Source organism: Sphingomonas changnyeongensis (assembly GCF_009913435.1).
Lineage (GTDB): Bacteria > Pseudomonadota > Alphaproteobacteria > Sphingomonadales > Sphingomonadaceae > Sphingomonas_B > Sphingomonas_B changnyeongensis.
In genome coordinates this window covers 2,046,200-2,060,385 of record NZ_CP047895.1, presented here as the reverse complement: position 1 = coordinate 2,060,385, position 14,186 = coordinate 2,046,200, and the positions used below count along the sequence as shown (strand labels likewise).

Annotated in this window: 14 protein-coding genes; 4 read left to right on the top strand and 10 right to left on the bottom strand. The window is 68.7% G+C overall.

Annotated elements, in window-relative coordinates; all coding sequences use genetic code 11:
- Positions 1 to 201 precede the first annotated feature (201 nt).
- Genes GVO57_RS10170 through glmM form a run of 4 tightly spaced genes read right to left on the bottom strand, consistent with a single transcriptional unit; the run spans position 202 to position 3,155 of the window.
- Complete coding sequence (locus GVO57_RS10170) at positions 202 to 885, bottom strand: ribonuclease HII (RefSeq protein WP_160593049.1); 684 nt, start codon at positions 883 to 885, stop codon at positions 202 to 204.
- A complete protein-coding gene (gene thiD / locus GVO57_RS10165) occupies positions 830 to 1,597 on the bottom strand; it encodes a bifunctional hydroxymethylpyrimidine kinase/phosphomethylpyrimidine kinase (protein ID WP_201752754.1) in 768 nt (255 codons plus the stop codon). Before thiD ends, GVO57_RS10170 begins: the two co-directional genes overlap by 56 nt.
- Positions 1,594 to 1,818 carry a DUF1272 domain-containing protein gene (locus tag GVO57_RS10160; RefSeq protein ID WP_160593047.1) on the bottom strand — a complete coding sequence of 75 codons (225 nt, stop codon included), beginning with the start codon at positions 1,816 to 1,818 and terminating at the stop codon, positions 1,594 to 1,596. Before GVO57_RS10160 ends, thiD begins: the two co-directional genes overlap by 4 nt.
- Entirely contained in the window at positions 1,818 to 3,155 is a 1,338-nt protein-coding gene (gene glmM / locus GVO57_RS10155) for a phosphoglucosamine mutase (RefSeq protein ID WP_160593046.1), read from the bottom strand. The genes GVO57_RS10160 and glmM overlap by 1 nt, the downstream gene beginning before the upstream one ends.
- A gap of 51 nt (positions 3,156 to 3,206) precedes the next feature.
- Between glmM and GVO57_RS10150 the strand changes: the two genes are divergently transcribed.
- A complete protein-coding gene (locus GVO57_RS10150) occupies positions 3,207 to 4,202 on the top strand; it encodes an aldo/keto reductase (RefSeq protein WP_160593045.1) in 996 nt (331 codons plus the stop codon).
- Here the strand turns inward: GVO57_RS10150 and GVO57_RS10145 are convergent.
- The 5 genes from GVO57_RS10145 to GVO57_RS10125 form a co-directional block, all read right to left on the bottom strand.
- Positions 4,192 to 4,893, bottom strand: coding sequence for an NnrU family protein (locus GVO57_RS10145; protein WP_160593044.1), 702 nt, complete (start codon positions 4,891 to 4,893; stop codon positions 4,192 to 4,194). The genes GVO57_RS10150 and GVO57_RS10145 overlap by 11 nt on opposite strands.
- Before the next feature lie 58 nt (positions 4,894 to 4,951).
- The gene (locus GVO57_RS10140) at positions 4,952 to 6,253 is read right to left on the bottom strand and encodes an amidohydrolase family protein (protein WP_160593043.1); all 1,302 of its coding nucleotides are present in this window, start codon (positions 6,251 to 6,253) and stop codon (positions 4,952 to 4,954) included.
- A complete protein-coding gene (locus GVO57_RS10135) occupies positions 6,250 to 7,656 on the bottom strand; it encodes an amidohydrolase (protein WP_160593042.1) in 1,407 nt (468 codons plus the stop codon). The genes GVO57_RS10140 and GVO57_RS10135 overlap by 4 nt, the downstream gene beginning before the upstream one ends.
- Positions 7,643 to 9,436: a peptide MFS transporter gene (locus GVO57_RS10130; RefSeq protein ID WP_160593041.1), complete on the bottom strand. Its 1,794-nt coding sequence runs from the start codon at positions 9,434 to 9,436 to the stop codon at positions 7,643 to 7,645. Before GVO57_RS10130 ends, GVO57_RS10135 begins: the two co-directional genes overlap by 14 nt.
- A gap of 121 nt (positions 9,437 to 9,557) precedes the next feature.
- Positions 9,558 to 10,490 carry a M48 family metallopeptidase gene (locus GVO57_RS10125; RefSeq protein WP_160593040.1) on the bottom strand — a complete coding sequence of 311 codons (933 nt, stop codon included), beginning with the start codon at positions 10,488 to 10,490 and terminating at the stop codon, positions 9,558 to 9,560.
- Between the two features lie 56 nt (positions 10,491 to 10,546).
- On the opposite strand from GVO57_RS10125, the gene GVO57_RS10120 reads away from it, so the two are divergent.
- The 3 genes from GVO57_RS10120 to GVO57_RS10110 all read left to right on the top strand — a co-directional run bounded on the left by GVO57_RS10120 (position 10,547) and on the right by GVO57_RS10110 (position 12,393).
- Complete coding sequence (locus GVO57_RS10120) at positions 10,547 to 11,128, top strand: nitroreductase family protein (RefSeq protein ID WP_160593039.1); 582 nt, start codon at positions 10,547 to 10,549, stop codon at positions 11,126 to 11,128.
- 43 nt (positions 11,129 to 11,171) lie between these two features.
- Positions 11,172 to 11,513 (top strand): GntR family transcriptional regulator, encoded by a 342-nt coding sequence (locus GVO57_RS10115; protein WP_160593038.1) that lies wholly within the window; start codon positions 11,172 to 11,174, stop codon positions 11,511 to 11,513.
- Positions 11,514 to 11,640: 127 nt separating this feature from the next.
- Positions 11,641 to 12,393 (top strand): metallophosphoesterase, encoded by a 753-nt coding sequence (locus GVO57_RS10110; protein WP_160593037.1) that lies wholly within the window; start codon positions 11,641 to 11,643, stop codon positions 12,391 to 12,393.
- Between the two features lie 58 nt (positions 12,394 to 12,451).
- Here GVO57_RS10110 and GVO57_RS10105 read toward each other — a convergent pair whose 3' ends face one another.
- Positions 12,452 to 14,158 carry an acyl-CoA dehydrogenase gene (locus GVO57_RS10105; protein ID WP_160593036.1) on the bottom strand — a complete coding sequence of 569 codons (1,707 nt, stop codon included), beginning with the start codon at positions 14,156 to 14,158 and terminating at the stop codon, positions 12,452 to 12,454.
- Positions 14,159 to 14,186 lie beyond the last annotated feature (28 nt).

The window sequence follows — 14,186 nt, the reverse complement described above, 5'->3', positions numbered from 1 at the left end:
CCGGTGTTGACACCGGCATGAGTCACCGCGACTCGGCGGTCAACCGGGAACAGGGCGGGAACGGAACCGCCGGCCCGGCCGCATCGGGCCATGGCCACAACCGATTGAGTCCGGCGTTCATCGCGGGACTCAACGGCTTGTGGTGTGACCCAAAAGACTCAGGCCCGCCAAGAATATCGACCGCTGAAAAAAAGCCGACGGTCAGCCGGATGCCACCGCTTCCCCTGCCCGCCCGGCCCGCAAAGCTGCGGCCACCGGCGCAAAGCTGGTGCGGTGCAGCGGGGTCGGGCCAAGGCTGCGCAGCGCCGCCATGTGCACCGCCGAGCCATAGCCCTTGTGCGCGGCAAAGCCGTAGCCGGGGTAAAGCCGGTCGGCGGCGATCATCATCTGGTCGCGTTCATGCTTGGCGATGATCGAGGCGGCGGCGATCGACAGGCTCAGCCGGTCCCCGCCGACCAGCGCCCGCGCCGGCCTGTCCCAGCGCGGCAGCCTGTTGCCGTCGACAAGCACGAATGCCGGCTGCATGCCGAGCGCATCGACGGCGCGGGTCATGGCGAGCATGGTGGCGGCCAGAATGTTCAGCCGGTCGATCTCCTCGACCTCGGCCACCCCCAGCCCGACCTGGGCACAGCCGCGAATGGCGTCGGCCAGCGCGGCACGGCGCGCCGCAGTCAGCCGCTTGGAATCGTCGATCCCGTCCGGCAGGCCATGATCGGGCAGGATGACCGCGGCAGCGACCACCGGCCCGGCCAGCGGCCCGCGCCCGGCCTCGTCAACCCCGGCCACGGGCGCGGGGCAGCCCTGTTCGTGTGACCTGTCCGGCACCGGCTCAGCGCCCGACCAGATCGAACGGCACCACGCCCAGCGCGTGGCCCACAGGCCCATGGCCATGCCCCAGCCCCGGCGCTGCGGCCAGGGCCGCGCGGACGAACGCGACCGCGCGGGCAAAGGCGTCCTTGGGCCCCATTCCCGCCCCCAGCCCGGTCGCGAGCGCCGCGGCAAAGGTGCAGCCGGTGCCATGGCTGTGGCGCGTGTCGATCCGGGGGGCTTCCACCCGCACAATCTCGCCGTCCGGGCCGATCAGCCGGTCGATAATCATGTCGCCTTCGCCATGCCCGCCCTTGGCCGCGAGCAGGCAGCCATGGGACAGCACCGCCGCCTCCCCGCCCAGCGCCGCCAGTTCGGGCAGATTGGGCGTCACCACCGTCGCCAGCGTCATCAGCCGGGACAGTGCGGCAACCGTCGCCGCATCGGCAAGCCGGGCGCCGCTGGTGGCGACCATTACCGGATCAAGGATCACGGGAACCGCCATTCCGGCCAGCCGCGCGGCAACGGCATCCGCCGCCTCGGCCGAACCGATCATGCCGATCTTGACCGCATCGACACCGATATCGCCGGCGACCGCATCGATCTGCGCGACGATCATCTCCGGCGGCACCGGCATCACCGCATCGACGCCGCGCGTATTCTGCGCGGTGATCGCGGTGACCGCGGTCATCGGATGCGCGCCCAGCATCGTCACCGTGCGGATATCGGCCTGAATGCCCGCGCCGCCGCCCGAATCCGACCCGGCAATGATCAGGATGCGCGGGATCACCCGGGGAACCGACGCGCGGTGTCGGCGGGGTGGCGGGCGAGCGCCGCGCCGGTGCGGGTCGGCCGGTCGAGCAGCTCGCCGCCGCAATTCGGGCAATGCTCGTCGAGCGCGTCCGCGCATTCGGCGCAGAAGGTGCACTCGAACGAGCAGATGAACGCGCCCGGCGCATCGGCCGGCAGATCGGTGCCGCAGCGCTCGCAATCGGGGCGCATGGCCAGCATCAGGCAACCTCCGCCACGGCTGCGCAGATGCTGTCGACGACGCGCGCGACCTGATCGGCGTCATCGCCCTCGGCCATCACGCGGATGAGCGGCTCGGTGCCCGACGGGCGGATCACCAGCCGGCCCTTGCCTTCCAGCTCGGCCTCCGCCGCGCCGATCGCTGCCTTGACGCGGGCATCGTCGAGGGGCCGCCCGCCACCGAAGCGGACATTCTTCAAAAGCTGCGGCACCGGGTCGAACTGGCGCAGCAGCTCGCTTGCCGGGCGGCCGGACTGGACCAGTTCAGCGAGCACCTGCAGCCCCGCGCCCAGCCCGTCGCCGGTCGTCGCATGATCCGACAGGATGATATGGCCGGACTGTTCGCCGCCGACATTGAACCCGCCGGCGCGCATCCTCTCGAGCACATAGCGGTCGCCGACCTTGGTGCGTTCCAGCGTCAGCCCGGCCGCCGCCAGCCGGCGTTCCAGGCCGAGATTGGACATCACCGTCGCGACCAGCCCGCCGCCGCGCAGCTTGCCGGCCCGCGCCCAGCTGGTCGCGATCAGCGCCATCAGCTGGTCGCCATCGATGATCCGCCCGGCCTCGTCGACGACGATCAGCCGGTCGGCATCGCCGTCGAGCGCCAGGCCGATATGCGCGCCGCTGGCGACCACGGTTTCCTGCAGCGTCTGTGGCGCGGTGGACCCGCAGGCCTGGTTGATGTTGGTGCCATTGGGCTGTACGCCTAGCGGCACGACCTCGGCCCCCAGCTCCCACAGCGCGGCGGGGGCGACCTTGTAGGCAGCGCCGTTCGCGCAATCGAGCGCGACCTTCAGCCCGTCCAGCCGCAGCCCCTCCGGAAAGCTTGATTTGACCGCATGGATATAGCGCCCCTGCGCATCGTCCACACGCCGCGCCCGCCCGGTCCGCTCGGCGGCGGCGAGCAGGGGTTCGGCGTCGAGCAGCGCCTCGATCGCCAGTTCGTCATCATCGGACAGCTTGTAGCCATCGGGGCCGAACAGCTTGATGCCATTGTCGGCAAAAGGATTGTGGCTCGCTGAAATCATCACGCCCAGATCGGCGCGCATCGACCGGGTGAGCATCGCCACCGCCGGTGTCGGCATCGGCCCGACCAGCACCACATCCATCCCCACGCTGGTAAAGCCCGCGACCAGCGCCGGTTCGATCATATAGCCCGACAGGCGGGTATCCTTGCCGATGACCACGCGGTGGATATGGTCGCCGCGCAGGAAATGCGCGCCCGCCGCCATCCCCACCCGCATCGCCATTGCCGCCGTCATCCGGTCGGTGTTCACCCGACCGCGAATGCCATCCGTGCCGAAAAATTTGCGCGCCATGCCCGTCCGTCTCATGAATGTGGCAAGACCCCTAGCGCGAAGGAGAGGCCAGTGAAATATCGCACCCTGGGTCAGGGCCTGGAAGTCTCGGCCATCGGGCTCGGCTGCATGCCGATGATCCGCGACGGCAACATCAATTATGGCGGCCCGGCCGATCCCGGCGAGGCGATACGCACCATCCATGAAGCGATCGATCTGGGCGTGACCTTCCTCGACACGGCCGAGATTTACGGGCCGTTCCAGAATGAGGAGCTGGTCGGCGAGGCGATCCGGGGCCGGCGCGACCGGCTGGTGATCGCGACCAAATTCGGATTCCGGTTCGACGGCGGCCAGATCACCGGCGTCGATTCGAGCCCGGCCAACATCGCCCGCGCGGTCGACGGATCGCTGAAGCGGCTCGGCATCGACACGATCGATCTTTATTACCAGCACCGCGTCGACCCGGCGGTGCCGATCGAAGAGGTGATGGGCGCGCTGGCCGACCTCGTCCGCGCCGGCAAGATCCGCCATGTCGGCCTGTCGGAAGCCGGGCCGGCGACGCTCAGGCGCGCGGCGGCGGTGCATCCGGTCACCGCGCTGCAAAGCGAATATTCGCTGTGGGAACGCGATGTCGAAAACGACATCCTCGCCACCTGCGCCGAACTCGGCATCGGCTTCGTGCCCTATTCGCCGCTCGGGCGCGGTTTCCTGACCGGCCAGATCCGCAGCCGCGCGGACCTGCCGGCGGGCGACTGGCGGCACAATGATCCGCGCTATTCGGACGAGAATCTGCCGGCCAATCTGCGCATCGTCGATGCGATCGGCGCGGTCGCCGAACGGGTGGGCGCAAGCCTGGCCCAGGTCGCGCTCGCCTGGCTGATCGCGCAGGGGGAACACATCGTGCCGATCCCGGGCGTCAAGCGGCGCGAAACGATGCGCGACAGCGTGGCGGCGGCCGATCTGGTGCTGAGCAGCGCGGATCTGGCCGATCTATCGGCTGCCGTGCCGCCCGGCGCGGCGGCGGGGCCGCGCTATGGCGAGCGCGGGCTGCGGATGGTCAGGCTGTAACCGCTGCCGCGTCCCCGGCCGTTGCCCAGATGCCGACGGTCGGGGCACCCGCAACCGGGTGCAGCCATGTGGCGGCGAGCCACAGCAACACCCCTGCCGCCAGCACCCGCCAGCCCGGCCACATCGCGCTGGCCGGTGCCGGCCCGGTAAAGGGTACAAAGGCCGTGCGCGCGCGCCAGCCAGGCCAGAAATCCGGCTGGAGCCGCGATTTCTTGGCATCCTGACCGGCGGCACCCGTGAGCGCGAGCAGTGCGATCCCCCCGGTCAGGATCAGCACCGAGGGCTGCGGCCAGATCAGGCCGTGCACCAGCGCCCATAGCGCAAAGCCCCACATCATCGGATGGCGGGTGATCGCCAGCACGCCGCGCGGACCCGACGAATCGTGCGGCATGCCCGGCAGCGCCGGATTGCCGACCATCGATCCCGCAAGCAGGATGCTGGCAACCAGCATGATCCCGCTTGCGACCGGCCATGCCCAGCCGGGCGGCGACCACAAAAGCGCCTCCGGCCCGATGCGTTTCAGCGCCCAGACCATCAGCCCGAAGGTCGCAAAGGCGACCAGCGAATACAGGCCCTGAAAGCCCTTTTCGCCCAGCCGGGTGACAAGCGGCGCGCGCAGCGGATGCGACAGGAGCAGATGGGTGCCGACAAAACCACCCACGCCAAGCCAGACCAGGCCCAACCCGTTCATCCGCCCCTCCCCGTTCGTTTTCGCCCCGTTCGTTCCCGACTATCCGGCCCGCCGCACCTCAGCGCTGATAGGCCTTGGGCAGATCGCCCTCCTGCGGCTGCAGATAGCGGTCGCGCAGCCGCGTCTGGCGGGTGCCGAGCGGCTGCTCGACGCCGTCGATCCACACCCGCTCCGCCTTGCTCTGCAGCTCAAGCGGGTCGCCGCTCCACAGCACCACGTCGGCGCGCCGGCCCGGACGCAGCGAGCCGATCTCGCCGCCCAGCCCCAGCGCCTCTGCGGGAGCGGAGGTGATCGCGGCCAGCGCATCGCCCCAGCTCATCCCGCCCGCGCCCGGAATGCGCGACAGCGCGACCAGATTGCCGGCATATTGGGCGACATAACGTGCCTGCCGCGCCTCATTGTCGTCGATCATGCCGATCCCGACCGTGACGCCGGCCGCGCGCAGACGGCCGATATTGGACTGGGTAGCGGCCAGCATCTCGAACGATGCCGGCAGATCGTTGAGCGCCGAGGCCAGCACCGGCACCCGCGCCGCCGCGATCTCGCGCGCGACCATCCAGCCTTCGGACGCGCCGACGAGCACGAGGCGCAGCGCGGCGAACTCGCGCTTCAGGCGCAGCACGGTCAGGATGTCGGACGCGCTTTCGACATGGACGAGCAGCGGCACGCGCCCGTCGACCACCGCCACCAGAGCGGCGGCATCGGCCGCCGGCAGCAGCGCATCCTTGCTGTCGCCGCCATAGCCGGCCGGATTGCGGGCATAGGCCTGCGCCGCGCGCAGCTTGGTGCGGAACTCGAGGATCGCCGCCGGACGGCTGCCCCCGGCCTCGCGCGCGCCCGCCTCTCCCAGTTCGACGAACTGGAACGCGCGCGGCACCGTCACCGCGTCCATATCGTCGCCGGTGTCGATCACCGCGCCCTGACCGGCAAAGATCTCGTTCGCGGTTTCAGGCGCAACGACCGCACGGGTCACGCCGCCCGCGCGGCTAACCGCGATCGCCGACACGCGCGGGTTGATGCCCGGCTCGATGTCGATTGCCGCCGAATAGGGCGAACCGCGCGCGGCGGTGTCGTTGGTGTCATCGACCGCATCGACCTCGACCAGGCCAAGGCGGGTGAAGCCGGCGACAAAGCCCGGCGCCACCCATTTGCCCCTGGCGTCGATCACCCGCGCCCCCGCCGGCACCGCGACCGCGGCACCTGCAGCAACGATGCGCCCGTCGCGCAGGATGACAGTACCCGTGTCGATCGGTGCCGATCCGTCGCCCAGCGCCACGCGCCCGCCGACAATCGCGATCGTCTCGGCCCCGGCGGGGACCGCAGCGGCCAGCGCCGCCCCCAGCATCAGCAGCGCCTTCATTTCGTGTCTCCCTCACCGGGCTGGCCCAGCTCGAAATCGCTCACCGGACGGCGTTTGGGATCGAGCGCGTCATAAAGCAGCGCCCCGTCGATCCACACTTTTTCCGGCCGCGTATAGACGCTGAACGGATGGCCGTTCCACAGCACCAGATCGGCCATCTTGCCGGGCTTGAGGCTGCCGGTGCGGTCGGCAATGCCCATCGCCCGCGCCGGGTTGATCGCCAGCCAGGTCCAGGCGACCTCGTCGGGAATGTCGATGCCGATCCGGCGGCCATTGGCGATCGCCTTGGCGGTTTCCTGATTGAGCCGCTGAATGCCGTTCGCATCGTCCGAATGGGTGATCGCGCACGCACCTGCGCGGTGGACGAGCGGCAGATTCTCGTTGATCGCGTCATAGGCTTCCATCTTGAAGCCCCACCAATCGGCCCACAGCGCCGAACAAATGCCATTGTCGCGCAGCAGATCGGCGATCTTGTAGCTTTCGACCGCGTGATGGAAGGTCGAGACCGTGTAGCCGAACTCCTTGGCCATATCGATCACGATGGCCATTTCGTCGGCGCGGTAGCAGTGATTGTGGACGAGGATCTCGCCCGACAGCACGCCGCGCAGCGTGTCCATCGCGATGTCGCGGGCCGGCGGCTCACCGCCTTCCTTTTCATATTTGTCCCAGCGCCGCTTATATTCCTGCGCCCGCGCCCAGGTCTGGCGGTCGACCGCGACATTGCCCATGCGCGTCGCCGGCATCTGGTTGCGCGAGCCATAGACGCGCTTGGGATTTTCCCCGCACGCCATTTTAAGGCCATAGGGCGCGCCCGGAAACTTCATGCCCTGCATCGTGCGCGACGGCACGTTCTTGAGCGTGACCGAACGGCCGCCGAACAGATTGGCCGATCCCGGCAGGATCTGGAGCGTGGTGACGCCGCCATTGGCAAGCGCGCGCGAAAAGCCCGGATCCTGCGGCCACACGCTGTGTTCGGCCCACACCTCGGCACGCACCGGGCCGGTCGCTTCATTGCCGTCCGAATGCGCCTGAACGCCGGGCGACGGATAGTCGCCCAGATGGCTGTGAATGTCGATCACGCCCGGCGTCAGCCATTTGCCGGTGCCGTCGATGACCATGGCGCCCGCTGGCGCATCGACCGTCTGGCCGACGGCAACGATCTTGCCGCCGGCAAACAGCGCCTGGCCGCGTTCGATCCGCCCGCCCTCGCCATCGAAAATGGTGACGTTGGTCACCACGGTCGCCACGCCCGGATAGGGCTTGTAGGTCGACGGGAAAGGATCCGGATTGATCTTGAACGGCGCGGCCTTGGCGGTCGCCGGGGCGGGCTTTGCCGACGCGGTCGCGCAGCCGGCAAGGGTCAGCGCGACAAGGCTGGCCGTGGCGAGTTTATTGAACACCATGCATCCACTTCCTGATGATCGGTGAGAAGACGAGCAACACCACGCCAATCGCCATCGACGCGATGCCGATGGTCGAAAACACGCCTGCATAGGTTTCGAGGCTGACCTTGAGATTGGTCACCTGCCCGCCGACCGTCTCGACGCTCGCCACCTGGGCGACGATGCCGGCGACATATTGCGCAACCGAGATCGACAGGAACCACACGCCCATCATCAGCCCGACGATGCGGGCGATGGACAGCTTGGTGATCATCGACAGGCCGACCGGCGAAATGCACAGCTCGGCCGCCGAATGGATGAAATAGAGCCCGGCCAGCCACCAGATCGCGACCTTGAAATCAGGCCCGGCAAACTGCGCGCCCCAGACCAGGAACAGGAAGCCCGCGCCCACGCCCATCAGTGCGATGGCAAACTTGATCGGGATGGTCGGTTCGATCCCGCGCTTTGCCAGCGCGTTCCACAACAGGCTGAACACCGGCGCGAGCGCGACGATGAAGAACGCGTTGAAGAACTGGGTCTGGCCGGCGGAGATGCTGAACAGGCCGAAGATCGACAGATCGGTGTTGCGGTCGGCAAACAGGGTCAGCGACGAACCGGCCTGTTCGAACAAAGTCCAGAACACGACGTTGAACACGATCAGCGTCATCGCCGCCAGCATCATCTGGAACTCCGCCCGGCTGCCCGCGCGCGCCGCCCAGATCAGGATGCCCGGCACCGACACGAGAAAGGTGCCGAACAGCAGCTTGCCCATCAGCGGCAGCGACATCAGATAGCCGATGATCCCCGCACCCGGTTCGGGCCGGGGCGCGCCCATCAGGTTCCAGAACAGGAACAGCGACACCGGCACCGCGGCAATCGCGCCCAGATAAATCAGCATCGTCCGGTCCGGGCCGTCGGTCGCCGGCGTTTCGCCATAGCCGGACAGGCGGCCGCCATCGAACTGGATCAGGCTCCACGACGCGAGCATCCCGATCGCCGCGAGACCAAAGCCCGCCCACCAGCCGACGGTGTCGGCGAGCAGCGGGCAGAGCAGCTGCGAAAACAGCGAGCCGAGGTTGATGCCCATGTAGAAAATGGTGAAGCCGGCATCGCGCCGCCGGTCGCCCTGGGCGTAAAGCTCGCCCACGATGGTCGAGATGTTGGGCTTGAAGAAGCCGTTGCCGACGGTGACCATCGACAGGCCGAGCAGCATCAGCAGCACGAAGGTCGTGTCGCGGTCGGCCGCGCTTTCAAAACCGCCCTTGGCGATGGTGCGCGCAACCGACCCGTCGGCCCGCAGCAGCGCGACGCTGCCATCGTCATTGCCCTTGATCAGCAGCCGGTCGGCGCCATCGATGACATAGCGGCGCTCGTCATTGCCGCTCGTCGGGCGGTCGACGACATTCTCGGTCTGCACCTCGTAACGCTGCCCGTCGATCAGCGCATGGGGCTTGGCGGTCTCGCCGCCGAAGCACAGGATGAAATAGCCGAGCGCCATCAGGATGGCCCCGAACTTCACCGATTTCTTCGCGCCCAGATAGCGGTCAGCGAGCAGCCCGCCGATCAGCGGGGTCAGATAGACCAGCGCCGTGAAGCCGCCATAAAGCCCGCCGGTCGTCTGGTCGCTGAACAGGAAATGCTTGGTGAGATAAAGCGCGAGCAGCGCCCGCATCCCGTAATAGCCGAAACGCTCCCACATCTCGGTGGTGAACAGCCGCGCCAGCTGCCGGGGATGGCCGAACCATTCCGCGCCGCCTGCCGCCTCCGGCGCGCCCGACGCGCCGGCATTGACATTGACCATGTTTGAAACTGCTCCCTGGATAGTCTCTTTCGACCGCCTGACGCGGCTCTGTGACACGCGACCCTAGCGTCGAAACGCGCGCTGTGAAGCGCTAACTTGTTCACCGCCCGCCCGGCGGGGTTCAGGGCAGGATCGGCGCGCCAGCCGCCTGAAGCGCGCGGATGCGCGCAATCTCGGCCTCGGCCTTGGCGACGCGGGTGCGCCAGCCGTCATGCGTGCCGTCGGAAAATATGCCGGGATCGGCGCGGCGGCCGAACCTTTCCCAGAAAGCGGGCGCGGCGGCGATGTCGAAACCGGCGCGCGCCATCAGGTAGAGCGCCCAGCGATCGGCTTCCTCCTCGGTCGCGCGCACCCGCGACGCGCCCTTGCCCAGCCCCGCGAACAGCCCGCGCGACACGCCCGCGGCGTCGAGCCGCGCCTTGTGGCCGAGCAGATTGTGCGCCAGCTCATGCGCGATGATCAGCGCCAGCTCGTCATCGGTCGCGGCAAACTCGGCAAGCGCCCCCGACACCTGCACATAAACCCCGTCGGCCGAGGCGTTGAGCCGCCCGCCCGGCTGAAGCTGGAACCGCGTCCGGCACCCCGGCGTGGCCCCAATGCGAACGGTGAGTGCCGCACCGTCGCGGATGAGGCCAAGATTGAGCGTGCCGCGCGCCAGTGCGGCCTCGATCTGCGCCTCCACCCCGGCCATGCGGTCGAAACCGCGCGCCTTGTCGGCCGGCGGCACCGCTGCACCGTCGATCGCGACGAGCATGTCGCCGGGCCTGAGGCCGGCGACGGCGGCGGCGCTGCCGTCGAGCACCGCGACAATGGTCGGCAGATCGCCAAGGCCGAGCGCCGCCCGGGCGGGCGCGCGCAGGTCGGGCGCATATTGGACGATGTCCTGCACGATCAGCCCGGGGCTGCTGAGCGTCGCCGTGCACGGCCCGGCCCGCGCCAGCCGGTCGCCGATCCGCGCGACACGCACATCCTCGGCGATCAGCGCGCGCAGCCCCGCCGGATCGGCGGCCTCCGGACCGGCGGCGGTCAGGGCGAGAAGAAGCACAAGCCACATCGCCCAAGCATAGCCGCGCGATTGCCCGCCGCCAGCCCAGCTGTTAGCGGCAGGGCATGAGCTTCAACGACCTGTCCTCCCCGCAATCGCTGCTTGCCACCCGCCGCTCGGGCAAGCCGCGCGACATGATCGCCCCCGGGCCCGATGCCGGGCAGCTGCACGCCATTCTGTCGGCGGCGATGCGCGTGCCCGATCATGGCAAGCTGGCGCCGTGGCGGTTCGTCGTGATCGACGACCGCGCCGCGTTCGCTGCCCTGCTGCAGGATGCGTTCCGCGCGCAGCGAGGCGATGCCGCGGCTGGCGGCAGCGACGTCGCCGCCATCGACCAGTTCGCCCGGCACGCGCCGACGCTGGTCACCGTGCTGTCCACCCCCGTGCAGCCGAGCAAGATCCCGCTCTGGGAACAGCAGCTGTCGGCGGGCGCGGCCTGCATGAACCTGGTCACCGCCGCGACCGCGCACGGGTTCGTCGCCGGCTGGCTGACCGGCTGGGCGGCATTTGATGACAAGGTGTGCGCCGCGCTTGGCGGGCGCGAGGGCGACCGGATCGCCGGCTTCGTCTTCATCGGCTCGCCCGGCCAGCCGCTCGAGGAACGGCCGCGCCCGGTTTACCACGATATTGTCCGTCACTGGCCGTGACCGGACTTGACGTGGCGCACTGTGTTAGGGCAGTGATGCACATATGAGCAGCAGCGAGCGGCCCGTCTATCTCCAGCTCCGCGACCGGATCGCCGATGCGATCCTTGAAGGGCGCTATGGCGACGGCGACATGCTGCCCTCGGTCCGCGCCTTTGCCGCCGAACAGGGGGCCAACCCGCTGACCGTCGCCAAGGCCTATCAGCTGTTCCAGGAAGAAGGGCTGGTGGTCGTCCGCCGCGGCGTCGGCATGTTCGTGGCCGAAGGCGCGACCGAGCGTCTGCTCGAAAGCGAACGCCGCGCCTTTATCGACCAGCAATGGCCCCGCATCCGCGGCGTGATCGAGCGGCTGCGCATCGACCCGGCGGAACTGTTCGCCCGCGCCTGAAGCCCGGTCCGGCCCGTTCAGGGCTTCCGCGTCATCTGGCGTTCAGCACCGGATCGGCTATAGGGCAGCGCCATACCGCCTCATGGCGGCCCCGAAAATCTGCGGATTTGGCGAGAACGACGACATCATGGTCCTTGGTCTTTTCCGACGCGCCCCTACACCGCCCCCCGCCGCCATCCCCGCCGGCCAGCGCATCTATGCGATCGGCGATGTGCATGGCCGGCTCGACCTGCTCGATGATCTGCTGTTCCGCATCGACGCCGACGACCGCGCACGCGGGGCCGCCGACAGCCAGCTGATCTTCCTCGGTGATCTGGTCGATCGCGGCCCGGATTCGGCCGGGGTGGTCGAACGGGTCCGCGCGCTTGCGGGCAGCGGCCGCAAGGTCCGGGTGCTGATGGGCAATCACGAGGAAGTGTTTTTGAAGGCGCTGACCGGTTCGGCCGAGGCGCTGCGCTTCTTCGTGCGGATCGGCGGACGCGCGACCATCCTCAGCTATGGCCTGAGCGAGGACGAATATAACGCGCTCGATTTCGAAGAGCTGGCCGCGCGGCTGGCGGAGATCGTGCCGGCGGCCCATGCCGATTTCATGCGCGGCTTTGAAGACCGGATCGTCGCTGGCGATTATCTGTTCGTCCATGCCGGCATCCGCCCGCGCGTGCCGCTTGACGCGCAGCAGGGCGGCGACCTGCGCTGGATCCGCGGCGACTTCCTCGATTATCGCGGCGATCACGGCCATGTGGTCGTGCATGGCCACAGCATCACCGACGATGTCGATCAGCAGCCCAACCGCATCGGCATCGACACCGGCGCCTACCAGTCCGGCCGGCTGACCGCGCTCGGCCTTGAGGGCGCGGAGCGCTGGTTCATCCAGACCTGATCCGGAGCGGCGCCCCCGGAGGCAACGCCCCCGGGGAACACCCTGCCCACCGGCCCCGTCAGGCGGCGAGCGTTTCCGCATCGAGCTGGTAGAACAGCGCCGCGCCGCCGCGCGCCGCCGCCTCCAGCCCTGCCGCCTCGGGCACGACATGATCGAGGAAATAGCGCGCCGCGACCTGCTTCAGCGCGGCAAAGCCGGGATCGCTCGCCTCGGTCGCGGCGATCCGCGCCTGCCGCGCCATCAGCCAGCCGGCGGTCGCGACCGACAACATGGTGGTCAGCGGATAGGAGCCGGCAAGCCGGTCTTCGACCGACGCCTCGTTGCCCAGCATCCAGCGCGCGACCGATTCGATGCCGTCGACAAGCGCCATCAGCCCGGCCTCGTCCCCCGCCTCGGCGCGGATGTCGGCGACCAGTGACGCGAACACCTCGCCCCCCGCCATCGGCAGCTTGCGGTTGACCAGATCGGCCGCCTGGATGCCGTTGGTCCCCTCATAGATCGGGGCGATGCGGATATCGCGGTAATGCTGGGCAGCGCCGGTTTCCTCGACAAAGCCCATGCCGCCATGGATCTGGACGCCGAGCGAGGCGACCTCGCAGCCGATATCGGTGCCCCAGGTCTTGGCGAGCGGGGTCAGCAGGTCGAGCCGGGCGCGCGCCGCATCGTCGCCCAGATGGGCGCGGTCGGCCTGGCCGGCCGCGTAATAGACGAGCGCGCGCGCCGCCTGGGTCAGCGCGCGCATGCGCACGAGCATCCGGCGCACATCGGGATGTTCGATGATCGGCTGGCCGAGCTGAACCCGGTCGCGCGCATAGCCCAGCGCCTGCTGGGTCGCGCGCTCGGCGATCTGCACGCCCTGCAGGCCGACATTCAGCCGCGCATTGTTCATCATCGTGAACATCGCGCGCATGCCGGCCATTTCCGCGCCGATCAGCCAGCCATGGCAATCGTCATTGTCGCCAAAGCTGAGCGTGCAGGTGGGCGAGGCATTGATGCCCAGCTTGTGCTCGATCGACACGCAGCGCACATCGTTGAACGCACCGGGCGTGCCATCGGCATTCAGCCGGTATTTGGGGACGAGGAACAGCGAAATCCCCTTGGTGCCCGCCGGCGCGCCGGGGGTGCGGGCAAGGACGAGATGGACGATATTGTCCGTCAGGTCATGCTCGCCAAAGGTGATGTAGATTTTCTGCCCCTTGATGCGCCAGCTGCCATCGCCCGCCGGGGTCGCGCTGGTGCGCAGCGCGCCGACATCGGACCCGGCCTGCGGCTCGGTCAGGTTCATCGTGCCGTTCCATTCGCCGCTGATCAGCTTCGGCAGCCAGGTCGCCTGTTGTTCGGGCGAGCCATGCGCGACCAGCGCCTCGATCGCGCCCGGGGTCAGCATGTTGATGAGCGAAAAGCCCATATTGGCCGTGCCCAGATCCTCCATCACCACGGTCGCCAGCGCATAGGGCAGGCCCTGACCGCCAAAGGCCACCGGCCCGTTGATCGATCCCCAGCCGCTGTCGACAAAGGCGCGATAGGCGGCCCGATAGCCTTCGGGCATCGTCACCACGCCGTCCCGCCAGCGCGCGCCGACGGTATCGCCGATGCGGTTGAGCGGCGCATATTCGCCCGCCGCAAAGGCACCGGCGCCTTCCAAGATCGCATCCACCGTATCGGGGGTCGCATCGGCAAAGCCGGGGTGCGCGGCCAGTTCCTGGATGCGCACGACATGATCGAGCACGAAACGCTGTTCGGCAACGGGCGGGGTGTAGGTCATGGGGCTCCTTGAGAATGGCTCGGCAAGG

Excerpts from the sequence above, each read along its gene's own strand:
- GVO57_RS10110 (WP_160593037.1), top strand. The coding sequence starts at position 11,641 with ATGGTCCTTGGTCTTTTCCGACGCGCCCCTACACCGCCCCCCGCCGCC.
- GVO57_RS10145 (WP_160593044.1), bottom strand. The coding sequence starts at position 4,893 with ATGAACGGGTTGGGCCTGGTCTGGCTTGGCGTGGGTGGTTTTGTCGGC.
- GVO57_RS10140 (WP_160593043.1), bottom strand. The coding sequence starts at position 6,253 with ATGAAGGCGCTGCTGATGCTGGGGGCGGCGCTGGCCGCTGCGGTCCCC.
- GVO57_RS10120 (WP_160593039.1), top strand. The coding sequence starts at position 10,547 with ATGAGCTTCAACGACCTGTCCTCCCCGCAATCGCTGCTTGCCACCCGC.
- GVO57_RS10115 (WP_160593038.1), top strand. The coding sequence starts at position 11,172 with ATGAGCAGCAGCGAGCGGCCCGTCTATCTCCAGCTCCGCGACCGGATC.
- GVO57_RS10170 (WP_160593049.1), bottom strand. The coding sequence starts at position 885 with ATGGGCCTGTGGGCCACGCGCTGGGCGTGGTGCCGTTCGATCTGGTCG.
- GVO57_RS10125 (WP_160593040.1), bottom strand. The coding sequence starts at position 10,490 with ATGTGGCTTGTGCTTCTTCTCGCCCTGACCGCCGCCGGTCCGGAGGCC.
- GVO57_RS10135 (WP_160593042.1), bottom strand. The coding sequence starts at position 7,656 with ATGGTGTTCAATAAACTCGCCACGGCCAGCCTTGTCGCGCTGACCCTT.
- glmM (WP_160593046.1), bottom strand. The coding sequence starts at position 3,155 with ATGGCGCGCAAATTTTTCGGCACGGATGGCATTCGCGGTCGGGTGAAC.
- GVO57_RS10130 (WP_160593041.1), bottom strand. The coding sequence starts at position 9,436 with ATGGTCAATGTCAATGCCGGCGCGTCGGGCGCGCCGGAGGCGGCAGGC.
- GVO57_RS10160 (WP_160593047.1), bottom strand. The coding sequence starts at position 1,818 with ATGCTGGCCATGCGCCCCGATTGCGAGCGCTGCGGCACCGATCTGCCG.
- GVO57_RS10105 (WP_160593036.1), bottom strand. The coding sequence starts at position 14,158 with ATGACCTACACCCCGCCCGTTGCCGAACAGCGTTTCGTGCTCGATCAT.